Source organism: Thermosynechococcus sp. M3746_W2019_013 (assembly GCF_015296045.1).
Classification (GTDB): Bacteria; Cyanobacteriota; Cyanobacteriia; order Thermosynechococcales; family Thermosynechococcaceae; genus Thermosynechococcus.
This window is the reverse complement of the sequence record NZ_DVDW01000049.1, coordinates 1-13,743: the sequence shown is the minus strand read 5'-3', so window position 1 is coordinate 13,743 and position 13,743 is coordinate 1. Positions and strand designations below refer to the sequence as shown.

Genomic DNA, 13,743 nt, shown 5'->3' with positions numbered 1-13,743 from the left:
CCTTGCATAGCGATTTCTACCTACCGAAGAGCTAGAGTGGCTCACTCAACAGTCACCATTTCTGCCGGTAGTGCTTCCCACCCTTGTCCCTTGCGCACCAGCAGCGGTGGTTCGACGGTGAGATCAAGAATACTCGACATTTGTTGTCCCGGCCCTTCCCCCGTATCAATAATCAAATCCACCCGTTTGTCAAAGGCATCGAAGAGATCTGCAGTATTCACATAATAGGTCTCGTCGTCGGGTAGTCGTGCTGAGGTGGAAATAATTGGATTCCCCAAGGCGGTCAACAGCGCTTGGCTCACTACGTGGTCAGGCACACGGATCCCCGTAGTTTTGCGTTTGGGATTTTGGACAAGGCGGGGCACCAGTTTGGTAGCGGGCAGCAAAAAGGTGTAGGGTCCCGGAATCAGGCGACGCATGAGGCGATAAGCGGAATCACTGACATAGGCATACTGGGCAATGTTGGAGAGAGAAGAGCACAAAAAGGTGACGGGTTTATCGTTAGAGAGTTGCTTGAGTTGGCGTACCCGTTGCACCGCTCCCTTGTGGTTCATGTCGCAGCCAATGGCATAGACCGTGTCCGTGGGGTAGAGCATGACTGCCCCTTCTTTGAGCGCCTCAACAATTTGGGCGATGGTGCGGGGCTGGGGGTTGACAGGATGAAGCTCAAAAATTGCTGCCATTAAACAATTCGCAAAGGCACTGCCGCTATAGTGTAGTTTTAGTTTAACGGCAACGGCATGCGCGAATGCAGCCCATACAGTCTTTCCAGCGAATCTTCGGCTGACTACGTTTGGGGGAGCCAATTCTGGGTCAAAACCCCTCTAGGAGCTATGGCAAGGTGTCAGGAAAGGGGCTTAGTGGTCAACCCGTTTGCTCTGCTGCTTGGCGGTGAGCATGTCCATAGCCTGTAGCAAGCTTAGCGAGCTGGGTCATCCCGCAAGGGAGGACTATCAGCTATCATCGCTCAATTTGAGTGGGGGCATCCATGATCGCATCCCACCCAACTATTAAAGCGGTGCTGCGGAACCACCGGACGTTGCTCGCGGTCTCTAGCTCTAGCACTGTGTAGAATGCAGTACACTGTATCGGGTTAGTGGATGGTTCTCGATGAAACACTCCTTGCGCTATCTCCTGTTTGCCTTGGGTGTGGGGCTGGCGATCGCCCTTGTACCGCGGTTACCTGTTTTTCAATCTGCCGACATGGTTATGGCACAGGGAACTAGTCGGACTATTTCTCCCCAAGGGCTGGCAAACCACCTGAAGAAAATCAATGCCAAAATGTACGGTGCCTACTGGTGTCCTGCCTGTATGAAGCAAAAGGAGCTCTTTGGCAGCGCCTTTAAGAGAATTAACTACATTGAGTGCGATGCACGCGGTACCAATGGCCAACCAGAACTGTGCAAAGAGGCCAATATCCGTGCTTATCCCACATGGGAAATCAACGGTAAACGCTATGAGGGCGTCTATCCCCTAGAGGGTCTAGCTCAGCTCTCGGGGTATCAGGGGCGCTGATGCTCTCGAGGCCTAAAAACTCTTTTGGGCAGAGAATTTAGCACTAACTTTTATAGTCAAACTTTTATAGTCAATTGTCAATTGATTGCTCTGTTGCTTATCCTCACAAGGGAGTAGAGCGTTTGCACTATTGGGCAATCGAAAGAACCCAGGGCATTCTTGTGATTAGGATCACGACAAAAACGTAGTTTCGATCACAGGCTAACGAAATGTTGCCTTCTATCATGCAGATATGTTAGGACCTTTCAGTTGTGCCCCCGAATTCCAGCACTGTCGGTAGCGGCGTGGCTTAGGAGCGCATTCCTCCCTATGAATACTTGGATCAAGGGCAACGACTACCAACTGATTTACGATCACTTGCTGGAATGCGTGCAACATGAGAGCCCGCAGCAAGTCATTGAGCGGTTTCGTGCCCTTTTTCTTATGGGCTATACCTATCCCGATCGCCAGATTCAAGGGGCGATGGATCGGATTGTGACTGAGGCACAGGTGGCAGACCGTTTCCGTCCCTTCATGAACCGCTGCTGCCACATTTTAATTAACCGCTGGCAGTCGCGTCCTTTGCTGCAAGGGGCTGTTCCGGAATTTCTGGCCATGTTGCAAACCCCTGTGGGAATGCCCGCAGGCGGTCTGAGCCGGGCACCAGTGGTGCGTAAGCTGCGGCTACTCGTCAAGGATTATTTAGAGAGTGAAGCCTTTCAAAAGCTGCAGCGCATAGTGCAATTCTTTCAAGAAGATGCCCAGGATACTGTACAGATTCAACGAAATGGCGATCGCCCCCTTGCCACCCTCATTCGCCGCTACCCCTATCTTTACAACCACTGCCTAGTGGGGGATGACACCCCACCGGAAGAGCTGCGCTACATTCAAGAGGTTCAGCAAAAAGCCACACAGGAATTTGAAATGAACCTGAGTCACTACCTCACCAGTGAGTTTCGCCGTGCCCAGGGACATCAAAATATCCCCCCTATCAAAAATCCCACCTTGCTCTCTACAGAGGAAGTCAGAACCTCAATTCAGCATTTTGTCGGTAAGGTGGATGGCCGCCACACCTATCGCGACTTGGCCAGTCAATTTGAGCAGCGGCTGCAACGGATGAAATCCACCCGCGACTTTCGGGATGCCTTCTTCCACTACTTGACGGACACCACGGCGAATGTGGGTCGGGGTCGGTTTCGCCAGCGCTTTTACCAGTATTTGGAAACGCTGCCCCTCTTTCAGCAGCCACAGCCTCTAAATGAATTTACCATTGTGCGCACCTGTAGCCAGACCCTCAACTACCTGGTTGTCGAGAGCGCCCAGAACCCCAACCATCTGGTTTTTGTTGACTTGCTCAATAACATCGGCACGGCGGCAACCATTGGCCTATTGCTCAAGATTGTTCTCCTCAGCCGGAAAGTGAAACCCTACCTTGAAAAACGCTTTGCCATCTTGTTTAACCACTATCAATCCTTTAGTCGGGGCAAGGTGCGCTGGCTGGTGAATTGCCTAGAGCATTTTAATATTGCCCATGCCACCCACTTTGGCAAATTGGATTTCTCCTTTTTTGCCCGCTGGTAGGCTCTTCTATTCCAAGTCCTCAGCCAAAATCTTGGCGATCGCCACCTGAGATTGTTGCCGAAATTGACTCACATCCACTCCTTTGAGCAGCAAAACGGCGGCCAGCATTCCTAGCATCGGCAGACAAAAGACAAAGCCGTAGGCGAGGATCGGCACGCCAAACAGTTGACGACCAATATCGAGGGCCGTCCCGCCGACAATGGTAGCTGATCCCCGGGCAATGGCCTGGGCCAAGCCCCAAGCCCCAATGAATGTCCCTGCCGTTTCTGCCGCCGTTAAATCCAGCATCAGACTCAGGGCTCCTGTTGTTGTTACTCCCGCGGCAATGCCAAAGAGAAAGAGTTGCAACTGAAAGAGCCACACCTGGTGCGTGACCCCTGAGATGATGAGTAGTAAAAACATCAAGGCCACCCCCCAACAGCCATAGGTGGTGGTTCGAATCTTGCCAAGGCGCGGCACAATCAAAAATCCTGTGAAACTCAAACCAACAAGGGTGCCCATGCCCCAATAGGCATTCAAGCGGGTGGTTTCGGCGATCGTCATACCAAAGACTTCACCGCCAAAGGGTTCAAGAATCGGCTCCTGAATAAATAAACTCAGGGTCATCAGGACAAGAAAGAGAAAAAAGCGCCATGTTTGGGAGTTAGCAGTAAGAATTTTTAGGGCGCGACCAAGGGTAATGTTTTCAGGGTTGTTACAGGTGTAACTGCGCACATGGTAGCGGGAATACTTGGCCTCAACTCCCCAGGTGCTGGCGATCGCGAGAGCAAAGACCACCGTCAAAACCACCAAAAAAAGACGATTGACACTTTGTTGCAGAAGTTCAATGGGGGCATCTAGCTCCAATTGCCGCAGCAGCACGCTAGTGAGAATGGCACCGACAACAATGCCCACGGTCAACATGGACCAGACAATGCCCACCAATTTGCCTCGATCCTCTTCTTCAGAGACATCCACTAGCAGGGCAGCAAAGGGAGTCGAGCTACTGCTAACACAAATGCCATAGGCGGCAAAGAGTAATCCCAACAGGGCAATCCATCCTTGAGTGAACAGACTCCAGCCCGTTTGATCTAAACTTTGTCCCACCTGCCAGATCACTTGAACAATGGCATAGGTGACCAAGGTAAAGGCCAAAGCCCCACCCCAGACATACCCCGTGCGATGATAGCCACCAATGGGATAGGCATCAGAGAGCTGACCAAACCACACTCGCACCGGTGCGACAAGTTGATGCATGGCAATCGTGAGGGTCACCAATGTCGCTGGCACCGCCAATTCCTTGATCAAGATGCGGTTGAGAACCCCCAATACCAGAATCGACATCATGCCCAGTCCCATCTGAAAGAGACCCAAGCGAAACATGACCCAGAGGGGCAGCGGCGGGGGTGCAGCGGCAGAAGGAGTGGCCATACCTCACTCAACTCACATCACTAAACTCACATCAATAATAGAAGATGATAAATGATTTTCAGAGCAAACTTAGATTGCCATCAAGAACGAAATCGTCAATGATACAATTAGGGCAATCAGGGTCAAAAAGAGCGATCGCTTCAAAGATTCTATATAAGCGGACATGGGTTGCATCACCTCATCAGTAGGATGGTTTGTGCAGTCTTCGATCGATGGAAAAAGGGCGGTATTGTGTTAACTTGTAGTCTTTTATTGTACTGCCTTTTTCTCAGGGCCAAAACTCTACAGGGCAGGCATCCATCACAGTTGAGGACGGATCAGAATCAATGGGGATAAACCTACGCTCACCATTATTTATTGTTTTGCTCACAATTGTCATCGACCGCTTGGGTGAGAGTCTGATTCTCCCCATTTTGCCCTTCCTCGTAGAGCGATTTAACTTTGATGCGTTGAGCCTGACACTGCTATTCTCTGCTTTCGCTGCTGCTCAATTTATTGCTGCTCCGCTACTAGGTGCCCTCTCGGATCACTGGGGACGTCGTCCGGTGTTGCTGATTTGTATTGCCGGCACTGCTGCGTCCTACATTCTCTTTGCTGTGGCCACAGCGCCATGGTTGCTCTTTGTCTCGCGGATTATTGATGGCCTTACGGGGGGCGTGGTTTCAACGGCTCAGGCCTATATTGCCGATACCTCAGCTCCGGCAAATCGGGCTAAGAATTTTGGTTTAACGGGGGCGGCTTTTGGGATTGGCTTCATTTTTGGGCCGGCCCTTGGCGGCAGCCTAGCAGCCATTGATCTCAAGTGGCCGATTTGGTTTGCCGCTGTTTTGGCACTGGTCAATGTGGTTTTGGCTTACTTTATCTTGCCGGAGTCATTGCCCGCAGCCCAGCGATCGCCCCTGACCCTAAAGAGTTTTGCCTTGCAGCAGCAGTGGTTGGCGCTATTCAATCAACGCACACTGCAAGCCTTACTAATGGCTTTTTTTATCTTCAACTTTGCCTTTGCGGGCTTTACCAGTATTTTCGTCCTCTTTTTGAAGCGACAATTGAATTGGGGACCCGCCCAAGCTGGGATCATTTTTGTGATCATTGGCGTTGTCAGTACGATTGTGCAGGCGGGCTTGATTCGATCCTTGATTCCTCGGTTTGGTGAGCAGCGCTTGAGCCTGGGGGGACTGCTACTGGTGGCCTTGGCCCTGTTGGGGATTGCCGCCATTCCCACTGTGGGCAGCTTGAGTGTGCCTTTACTCTACACGTGTGTGATCGGTTTGGCCTTTGGTGTGGGCATCATGTTGCCCTCGCTGCGGGGAGTGATCTCCAATCGGGTGCGGGATCAAGATCAGGGAAAAATTCTTGGCGCTAGCCAATCCCTCCAAAGTGTGGCGGGAATTGCTGGCCCTGCATGGGCAGGATGGGCCTTCGATCGCTGGGGTGGGGTGGCACCCGCTTGGCAAAGCAGTGTGATGATGGCGATCGCCCTTGGCTTTTTAGCGCTGGGGTTGGGCAAGCCCAAGGATGCGACCCCTAGCACTCTCTAAGCAAAATATGTCAAACTGCTAAGCAAAGACTATCATTCCTTTATTTTTCCAACCTTTGCACCCTCTCGCAGCTCACCTATGATGCGGTTGTCTTTTCCTCAGCCTTCTCGACAGCCCCGTTGGCTCTACTGTTGGCGACGATCGCTCCGCTATCACTATTTGCGCCTGATGCGCTCCCACAGCAGCATCGAGAGTATTGCCCGTGGTCTCGGGGCAGGGGTCTTTGCTGGCATGCTGCCTCTGTTTGGTGGTCAGATGCTCATTGCCGTTACCCTAGCGCTCCTAGTGCGGGGAAATAAGCCCTTGGCCGCCCTTGCCACTTGGGTGAGCAACCCTTTCACCTATGTGCCCTTGTTTTGGTTTAACTTTCAGGTGGGTTGGTGGCTGATGGGGCAGCCTGCCCTATCTTTTGGTGAATGGCAATCTTGGGAAAAGCTCCTAGAACAAGGGGGGCAAATGGCAATGATTCTCATTTTTGGCAGCGTTTGGGTGGGCATCATAGCTGGACTCTTCACCTATGCCCTGTGTTTGCGTCTGCTACCCCCCCTGCGGCAACGCTTTCGCCGGCATTCTGCTAGGGCTGCTGTAAATTTTCCAAACCGGCCACAACCTTAGCAGACTGCAGGCGATCGCCCTGTTGGATCCTGTCCACTACGTCCATACCATCGGTGACATAGCCGAAAACGGCGTAATTGCCATCCAGAAAGTCCAGTTGATCGAGGGCAATGTAAAACTGGGCTGAGGCCGAGTCCGGTAGTTGCGATCGCGCCATGGCCACCGCACCGCGCGTGTGCTTCAGGATGGGTGAGACTTTGCCCGCTTGGCTATAGGTGGGGGTGTCACTGCCCTGACCAAGAATTTCTAGGGGAATATAGCGGGGGCGATTGGTTGCTGGGTCAATAAATGAACCCGTACCGTAAAGTTGCGGCGATACCTTGGGGTCTTTAGTTTGGGGATCTCCCCCTTGAACCACAAAGGGTCGGGGTTCACGGACGACGCGGTGAAAAATCGTGCCATCATAGACCCCCCGATTCACTAAATCCACAAAGTTGCCAGCAGTAATTGGGGCAGCATCCCCCTTCACTTGAATCGTAATTGGGCGATCGTTGACCGTCAGCACAACCGTTGCATCGCCATTGAGTCGAGGTAAGTTGGCCATAGGGGTTGGGCTTTGTGCTCCTGGAATTGAACTCGTGTCAGCCACTGAAGAGAGTGACGCACAACTCACCAGCAGAAGCACACTGAGCACCATCACCAACCGTTGCAGAAATCGTGGCAATCCTGTGCCGCACTTCAGGGGTTTCATTGACCAGCCACTCCAAGCTAACCTCTCTATTATGCTGTACTGTTGACCCTTAATTGCTGCGGGGAAGCGGCTGCTGTGTTGGTTGTTGCCGCAGTTGCACCAAGGGTTCATCGGGGTTCACCAGATCAATAAAGGCCACTTGCCGAGGATCCAAATACTGGGGCAACTCCTTGAGACGGGCCAGGGCACTGAGTTGTTTATTGAAGGTGGGACTATTCCACTGCACGACCCCAAGGTGAACCGGCACGAGGGGAGTTTGGACCACAAGATTCTGTTCATTGCGCCAATCTAAGCCCGTAATGGGTAAATCCTGCTGCTGGAGAATCCGGTGAATCTGCTGCCACTGCTGCTGGCGATCGCTATCCACCGCCAATGTTTGCGGACGCGGCGCCTCCTTAACTGGTACAAAATACCCCTGCAACTGGAGGGTCGGCATTGACTTTACGGCACTGGCTTGATAACTACTCAGCGGCGCAACAAATCCGAGGCCATCCACCAACCAGCGACTGGCAGGCCCTTGAAGCCGACCCGTTTCACTCATCACCCAGCATTGATTACAGGTGGCAACGGCGACAGGCTTGCGTTCTTGAACTTCAACAATCAGGGTGGGCGGAAAGAGTTGGCGGGCGATCGTCACTCGTTGCAGAGGCAGCGTGGTCTCTAGGACATGAATGATCTCCTGTGGCCGCAAACGGAGCAGCGACTCAGGATACTGAAGGGGCAATTGTGCCTGCAACGCTTCCCTCTTCAGCAGTTGATTGCCACGAATCACCACTTGCTCAGGGCCGCGGATGATCCAGTACGGCAGCGTCAGTCCCCAGACTAGCCCTCCCGTTAGGGTCAAAAGAACACTGGTACGCCAAAGCCCTGCCAGTTGGCGCCAGCGGCGTTTACTTTGCAGCTGGCGGCGCCGTTCACGAATAGCATCATGGGCAGTTGTCCCCTGAGGGGTGGGATTTACCATGGCCACGGCCCTAGTGTTGAGGAAAATTGGAACCTATGATCCTGCACGGGCTGTCATTACTTGGTGATAAGATACGCCATGTTGATTGTCCGCTGAACTGCCTCTATCTTAGTAAAGGCTTTACACCATGCCTCTGAATACACTTCCTCGTTGGTCAAGACCATCCCTGCTCCTTGGGGTGCTACTGCTAGGGGGACTGCCTCGGGCGGTATTTGCCCAGAATCAGTCTAATCGGCCCGATGTCCAGATTGTGAATCCCACACCCCCACCCAGCCTTTCAATCTATACCCTTGAAGGGGGCAAGCGCTTGATAGATGAGGCTGCCGCCGCAGTCAATAACCAAAATTATGCCGTCGCCGCTCGCAAGCTACTGGAGGCGCGTACGGCGATGAACCAACTTTCGAACTTTTATCAGTCCCTCAACTCTAGCTTTTTGGGAATTGATAATACTGCGGCAGACAGTAACCGTCGCCGTGCCCTAGAAGCAGCACAACTGCGCGATCAAGCGACTTTTCAACTGGCGTTGGTCTATCGCGCCAATAACCAACCCGAGCTTGCAGTGCCCCTTTTAGTGGAAATTATCCGGAGCCAAAACCCCACCCGTGAACTGGGACAAAAAGCCTATCAGCAATTGCTAGAATTAGGTTTTGTGGATGTGCCCTTTCCGCGTACGGGGGCAATTCCTTCGGCAACCTCGCCACCAGCCACCCCTACTAATCCCCAACCGCGTCAGTAATTCTTCATGAATGATTCTCTCCTCAGTAATGGCCACGCACCTCCGTTGCGCCAAGCCACGGTCGATCGCCAGACTAAAGAAACCAAGGTTCACATTGAACTTACCCTTGATGGCCATGGTCTAGCGGACAATCACACGGGGATTCCCTTCTTGGATCACATGCTGGATCAGCTTTGCACCCACGGCCTTGTGGATTTGCGGGTGCAGGCCAGTGGAGATACCCATATTGACGACCACCACACCAATGAGGATGTGGGCATTACCTTGGGGATGGCTTTGGATCAAGCCTTGGGCGATCGCCGCGGAATTCATCGTTTTGGCCACTTTGTTGCGCCCCTTGATGAAAGCTTAGTGGAAGTTGCCCTAGACTTTTCGGGACGTCCCCACCTTAACTATGGGTTACAGATTCCGACGCAGCGGGTTGGCACCTATGATACGCAACTGGTGCGGGAATTTTTTGTGGCCTTGGTGAATCACAGCCGCATGACGCTGCATATCCGCCAATTGGACGGCATTAACTCCCACCACATTATTGAAGCGACATTCAAAGCCTTTGCCCGTGCCCTGCGGATGGCGATCGCCCTTGACCCGCGCCGCACTCAGCAAATTCCCAGTTCTAAGGGTGTGATCCAAGCCTAGGTGTGGACGTGTCCGTCGGGCATAATGGCTCCTGTGAGGCGTGCCCCGGTTAGTTTGACGAGTAGACGATTGCCTTGACTCATCTTTGCTCCCCGCAGATCGGCACCCCGCAGATCGGCACCACTCAAGTCAGCACCAATGAGATTGGCCCCTTGGAGGTCAGCATAGCTGAGATCCGCCTGCAGCAAATTGGCGCGGAAGAGATTGGCATGGCGCAGGTTGGCGCGGTGGAGAATCACCCGATGCAAAAAGGCATCACTGAGATCGGCATGGCTGAGATTGGCATGGCTGAGGTTACGGCCTTCAAAGTCCTTTTCACTGAGGTTGGCCCCCTGTAAATTGACCCCCGACATATCCTTATGGGGTGGCGTCGTGCGGGGTGGCTCTGGGGGCGGCGGGGCAGCAGTCCGTTGGCGTTGATAGGTGCTGTAGGTGGGGTTGTGGTGTTGAGCATAGCTGTGCTGTGTAGCTTGCTGCGGCCCATGGGTTCCATGATAGCTGCGATAGGTGTAGGGATTTGACTGATAGTGCGGCGGCGGTGAGTGGGGGGGAGGCGAAGCGCGATAGGCCTGCCGCTGGCTAGCAGCTCGCTGGGAGCTTTGCCTCCCCTGTCGGGCAATATGCTGTCGCAGTTGATCCCGTGCTTCATTAAACTGCTTAATCTTCTCCTGTGCCTTCTCGATTAGCCGTGTGTTGTCCTTGGGGATACGATCGGGATGCCAAATAAACACCAAATCCCGATAAGCTCGGTTGACCTCCTCTAGGGTTGCCCCCGGCTCCAACTCCAGTACCCGGTAGCAGGTGTCTAAATCGAGCATTTTCTGACGGCTTATCATGGATATTGATGATCTTAACCACGGGACTGCTCACCTAGGGTTGCGAAAGAATGCGTTAGTATGAACTTATGTAAAGACTTTTCAGTTTTCCTAGCGGAGGATGGCGATCGGTGAATAAACAATGGCGAAACGCAGGTTTATACGTGCTTCTGGCAATCGTGGTGCTGGCCTTGGCCACGGCCTTCTTTGATCGCCAACCCACGACCAAACAAACATGGCCCTACAGTGAGTTCATTCAACAGGTCGAAAGTAAGCAAATCACCAAAGTCAGTATCACCCCTGATCGCTCTCAAGCTCAAGCGATTACCCAAGATGGCACGCGAGTTCTGGTGAATCTTCCCAATGACCCCGAACTCCTCGACATTCTCACAAGCAACAATGTGGACATTGCTGTTTTGCCGCAAAGCAATGATGGCTTCTGGTTCCGCGCCCTCAGCAGCTTGTTCGTTCCCATTGGCCTCTTGGTACTGCTCTTTTTCCTGTTGCGGCGTGCCCAAGCGGGTCCTGGCAACCAAGCGATGAATTTCGGTAAGTCGCGGGCCCGGGTACAGATGGAGCCCCAAACCCAAGTGACATTTAATGATGTGGCCGGGATTGATCAGGCCAAGCTGGAACTGGGGGAAGTGGTGGAATTCCTTAAGTATGCCGATCGCTTTACGGAAGTCGGTGCCAAAATTCCCAAGGGTGTCTTGCTGGTGGGGCCGCCAGGAACAGGTAAAACCCTCCTTGCCCGTGCCGTTGCCGGTGAGGCAGGTGTCCCCTTCTTCTCAATTTCGGGTTCTGAGTTTGTGGAAATGTTTGTTGGGGTGGGTGCCTCACGGGTGCGCGACCTCTTTGAACAGGCCAAAGCCAATGCCCCCTGTATCGTTTTTATTGATGAGATTGATGCCGTTGGTCGCCAGCGCGGTGCCGGCCTAGGGGGTGGCAATGATGAACGGGAGCAAACCCTCAACCAACTGCTGACGGAAATGGATGGCTTTGAGGGGAATACGGGCATTATTATTATTGCCGCGACCAACCGTCCAGATGTTTTGGATGCAGCGCTGTTGCGTCCCGGTCGTTTTGACCGTCAAGTGGTGGTGGATCGCCCCGATTACAAAGGTCGGCTTGATATTCTCAAAGTCCATGCCCGCGGCAAAACCCTCGCTAAGGATGTGGATCTCGATAAAATTGCACGCCGTACGCCCGGCTTTACGGGTGCGGATCTCTCGAACCTGCTCAATGAAGCCGCCATTCTTGCGGCTCGCCGTAACCTCACCGAGATCTCAATGGATGAGATTAACGATGCCATTGATCGCGTCCTCGCAGGGCCTGAGAAAAAAGACCGCGTCATGAGCGATCGCCGCAAGAAGTTAGTCGCCTACCATGAGGCGGGTCATGCCCTTGTGGGTGCCCTGATGCCGGACTACGATCCTGTGCAAAAAGTGAGCATCATTCCGCGGGGGCGGGCAGGGGGGCTAACTTGGTTTACCCCCAACGAAGATCAGATGGATTCGGGTCTCTATAGCCGTGCCTACCTACAAAACCAAATGGCCGTTGCCCTTGGGGGTCGCATTGCTGAGGAAATTGTCTTTGGCGAGGATGAGGTGACAACGGGTGCTTCAAACGATCTGCAACAGGTGGCGCGGGTGGCACGGCAAATGGTTACCCGCTTTGGGATGAGCGATCGCCTAGGGCCTGTGGCTTTGGGACGGCAAACGGGGAATGTCTTCCTGGGCCGCGACATTATGGCGGAACGGGACTTCTCTGAGGAAACCGCTGCCACCATTGATGACGAAGTGCGCAACCTAGTGGAGCAGGCCTATCGCCGTGCCAAAGAGGTACTGGTGAACAACCGCCACGTCCTTGACCAAATTGCCCAAGTGCTCATTGAAAAAGAGACGATCGATGCTGAGGAACTCCAAAGCATCTTGGATCGCAACGACGTCAAGATGGCAACGATTCCCTAGGATGGTCCTTTGCGATCGCCCCAAGGGTCGTGCTAATGTAGTATTCCCTGGGGCTGCGGGCATGGTTTAATGGTAAAACCCTAGCCTTCCAAGCTAGAGACGCGGGTTCGATTCCCGCTGCCCGCTTAGGACTCAAAACCCCCAAAACCAAGCTATTGAGGGCATTTCAGAGATTCTGAGAGCTCTCTGAGGGTCTCAAATTTCAAACTGGATTTAGAACTCTATGGCCTAGGGCTCAGCCCCGTAGGCTAGGACAGTACTTCTGGATGGATGGATGGATGATTCTCACTGAAAATCTGAATGTCCTCTGGGCCAGTGTCCTCTTTGAAACCCTCTACCGTTTGGGACTGCGGACAGTGGTTCTCTCGCCGGGATCGCGTTCTGGACCGTTGGCGATCGCGGCGGCTGCCCATCCCCATCTTGAGGCTGTGCCGATTCTTGATGAACGCTCGGCGGCTTTTTTTGCCCTTGGCCTTGTTCAACAGCAGGGGCGACCGGTTGCCCTTGTCTGCACTTCAGGTACTGCCGCTGCCAATTTCTACCCGGCCATTATTGAAGCAAGCCTCAGTCATTTACCGCTAATTGTGCTGACTGCCGATCGCCCCCCCGAATTGCGCTTTTGCCAAGCGGGGCAAGCCATTGATCAGGTGCATCTCTATGGTCATGCAGTACGTCACTATCGCGAAGTGAGTCTGCCGGAACTCCCCCTGCTGCCCTACCTACGGCAAACCCTCTGCCATAGCTGGCAAACTGCCCTCTGGCCGGATCCGGGGCCAGTACATTTGAATATTCCTCTACGGGATCCCCTTGACCTGCGCTCTGAGGCCAATTTTCATGGGGTACTTCCAAAAGGCTTCTTTGATCAGGTGCAGCCCTTTGTACCGCCTCGGGTTGTCACCTCTCTCCCTTGGCAAACATGGCAACAGATACAGCGGGGGTTGATTATTGCGGGGCCCAGTCATGGGGTGGATCCTCTGGCGGAAGCTGCCGCGATTGATCGCCTGAGTCGCTTTCTTCAGTGGCCGGTGCTTGCCGATGCCCTCTCTTCGGCGCGGGGACTGCCCCACGGGATTAGCCATTACGATCTGCTGCTGCGAGATGCCCACCTTCGGGAATATCTGCGTCCTGAAGGGGTGATTCAACTGGGACCGCTGCCCACCAGTAAAGCCCTGCGGGAATGGCTGAGTGCCTGCGATCCCCTGATTTGGTGCCTTGACCCCACGGGCGACAACAACAATCCCCTCCATGGCCGCTGTCAGATGTTGGCGATCGCCCCCCAAGCGGTGGACT

13 protein-coding genes and 1 tRNA gene are annotated in these 13,743 nt (G+C 53.5%); 9 read left to right on the top strand and 5 right to left on the bottom strand.

The window, feature by feature from the left end; all coding sequences use genetic code 11:
• Positions 1-41: 41 nt before the first annotated feature.
• Entirely contained in the window at positions 42-683 is a 642-nt protein-coding gene (locus tag IGQ16_RS09030) for an L-threonylcarbamoyladenylate synthase (protein ID WP_297061134.1), read from the bottom strand.
• A 427-nt stretch (positions 684-1,110) separates the two neighbouring features.
• On the opposite strand from IGQ16_RS09030, the gene IGQ16_RS09025 reads away from it, so the two are divergent.
• Complete coding sequence (locus tag IGQ16_RS09025; protein ID WP_297061132.1) at positions 1,111-1,515, top strand: hypothetical protein; 405 nt, start codon at positions 1,111-1,113, stop codon at positions 1,513-1,515.
• 309 nt (positions 1,516-1,824) lie between these two features.
• Positions 1,825-3,075, top strand: a complete 1,251-nt coding sequence (locus IGQ16_RS09020) for a hypothetical protein (protein WP_024125610.1) — start codon at positions 1,825-1,827, stop codon at positions 3,073-3,075.
• A gap of 6 nt (positions 3,076-3,081) precedes the next feature.
• Here IGQ16_RS09020 and IGQ16_RS09015 read toward each other — a convergent pair whose 3' ends face one another.
• Positions 3,082-4,485 carry a BCD family MFS transporter gene (locus IGQ16_RS09015; RefSeq protein WP_297061130.1) on the bottom strand — a complete coding sequence of 468 codons (1,404 nt, stop codon included), beginning with the start codon at positions 4,483-4,485 and terminating at the stop codon, positions 3,082-3,084.
• A gap of 326 nt (positions 4,486-4,811) precedes the next feature.
• Here IGQ16_RS09015 and IGQ16_RS09010 point away from each other — a divergent pair, with 326 nt between their 5' ends.
• Together IGQ16_RS09010 and IGQ16_RS09005 are read left to right on the top strand one after the other, a co-directional pair.
• On the top strand, positions 4,812-6,023 hold the full coding sequence (locus tag IGQ16_RS09010; protein WP_024125609.1) for a tetracycline resistance MFS efflux pump: 1,212 nt from the start codon (positions 4,812-4,814) through the stop codon (positions 6,021-6,023).
• A gap of 78 nt (positions 6,024-6,101) precedes the next feature.
• Positions 6,102-6,638, top strand: a complete 537-nt coding sequence (locus IGQ16_RS09005; RefSeq protein WP_024125608.1) for a DUF2062 domain-containing protein — start codon at positions 6,102-6,104, stop codon at positions 6,636-6,638.
• Here IGQ16_RS09005 and IGQ16_RS09000 read toward each other — a convergent pair.
• A complete protein-coding gene (locus IGQ16_RS09000; RefSeq protein ID WP_024125607.1) occupies positions 6,598-7,329 on the bottom strand; it encodes a peptidylprolyl isomerase in 732 nt (243 codons plus the stop codon). The genes IGQ16_RS09005 and IGQ16_RS09000 overlap by 41 nt on opposite strands.
• A 49-nt stretch (positions 7,330-7,378) precedes the next feature.
• Positions 7,379-8,293, bottom strand: coding sequence for an FtsQ-type POTRA domain-containing protein (locus tag IGQ16_RS08995; protein ID WP_297061128.1), 915 nt, complete (start codon positions 8,291-8,293; stop codon positions 7,379-7,381).
• A gap of 127 nt (positions 8,294-8,420) precedes the next feature.
• On the opposite strand from IGQ16_RS08995, the gene IGQ16_RS08990 reads away from it, so the two are divergent.
• Together IGQ16_RS08990 and hisB are read left to right on the top strand one after the other, a co-directional pair.
• On the top strand, positions 8,421-9,029 hold the full coding sequence (locus IGQ16_RS08990; protein WP_024125605.1) for a hypothetical protein: 609 nt from the start codon (positions 8,421-8,423) through the stop codon (positions 9,027-9,029).
• Between the two features lie 6 nt (positions 9,030-9,035).
• Entirely contained in the window at positions 9,036-9,668 is a 633-nt protein-coding gene (gene hisB / locus IGQ16_RS08985) for an imidazoleglycerol-phosphate dehydratase HisB (RefSeq protein ID WP_024125604.1), read from the top strand.
• Here the strand turns inward: hisB and IGQ16_RS08980 are convergent.
• Positions 9,665-10,504, bottom strand: a complete 840-nt coding sequence (locus tag IGQ16_RS08980) for a pentapeptide repeat-containing protein (RefSeq protein ID WP_157869717.1) — start codon at positions 10,502-10,504, stop codon at positions 9,665-9,667. The two genes, hisB and IGQ16_RS08980, sit on opposite strands and share 4 nt — an antisense overlap.
• A gap of 110 nt (positions 10,505-10,614) precedes the next feature.
• Here IGQ16_RS08980 and ftsH3 point away from each other — a divergent pair, with 110 nt between their 5' ends.
• From ftsH3 to menD, 3 genes are all read left to right on the top strand, one after another.
• Positions 10,615-12,453 carry an ATP-dependent zinc metalloprotease FtsH3 gene (ftsH3, locus tag IGQ16_RS08975; protein WP_024125602.1) on the top strand — a complete coding sequence of 613 codons (1,839 nt, stop codon included), beginning with the start codon at positions 10,615-10,617 and terminating at the stop codon, positions 12,451-12,453.
• A gap of 55 nt (positions 12,454-12,508) precedes the next feature.
• Positions 12,509-12,579, top strand: a tRNA-Gly gene (locus IGQ16_RS08970).
• A 152-nt stretch (positions 12,580-12,731) separates the two neighbouring features.
• On the top strand, positions 12,732-13,743 hold a 1,012-nt coding region (menD, locus tag IGQ16_RS08965), incomplete at its 3' end, for a 2-succinyl-5-enolpyruvyl-6-hydroxy-3-cyclohexene-1-carboxylic-acid synthase (protein ID WP_297061125.1).

Excerpts from the sequence above, each read along its gene's own strand:
- hisB (WP_024125604.1), top strand. The coding sequence starts at position 9,036 with ATGAATGATTCTCTCCTCAGTAATGGCCACGCACCTCCGTTGCGCCAA.
- IGQ16_RS09030 (WP_297061134.1), bottom strand. The coding sequence starts at position 683 with ATGGCAGCAATTTTTGAGCTTCATCCTGTCAACCCCCAGCCCCGCACC.
- IGQ16_RS09025 (WP_297061132.1), top strand. The coding sequence starts at position 1,111 with ATGAAACACTCCTTGCGCTATCTCCTGTTTGCCTTGGGTGTGGGGCTG.
- IGQ16_RS09015 (WP_297061130.1), bottom strand. The coding sequence starts at position 4,485 with ATGGCCACTCCTTCTGCCGCTGCACCCCCGCCGCTGCCCCTCTGGGTC.
- IGQ16_RS08995 (WP_297061128.1), bottom strand. The coding sequence starts at position 8,293 with ATGGTAAATCCCACCCCTCAGGGGACAACTGCCCATGATGCTATTCGT.
- IGQ16_RS09010 (WP_024125609.1), top strand. The coding sequence starts at position 4,812 with ATGGGGATAAACCTACGCTCACCATTATTTATTGTTTTGCTCACAATT.
- IGQ16_RS09005 (WP_024125608.1), top strand. The coding sequence starts at position 6,102 with ATGATGCGGTTGTCTTTTCCTCAGCCTTCTCGACAGCCCCGTTGGCTC.
- IGQ16_RS08980 (WP_157869717.1), bottom strand. The coding sequence starts at position 10,504 with ATGATAAGCCGTCAGAAAATGCTCGATTTAGACACCTGCTACCGGGTA.
- IGQ16_RS09000 (WP_024125607.1), bottom strand. The coding sequence starts at position 7,329 with ATGAAACCCCTGAAGTGCGGCACAGGATTGCCACGATTTCTGCAACGG.
- IGQ16_RS09020 (WP_024125610.1), top strand. The coding sequence starts at position 1,825 with ATGAATACTTGGATCAAGGGCAACGACTACCAACTGATTTACGATCAC.
- IGQ16_RS08990 (WP_024125605.1), top strand. The coding sequence starts at position 8,421 with ATGCCTCTGAATACACTTCCTCGTTGGTCAAGACCATCCCTGCTCCTT.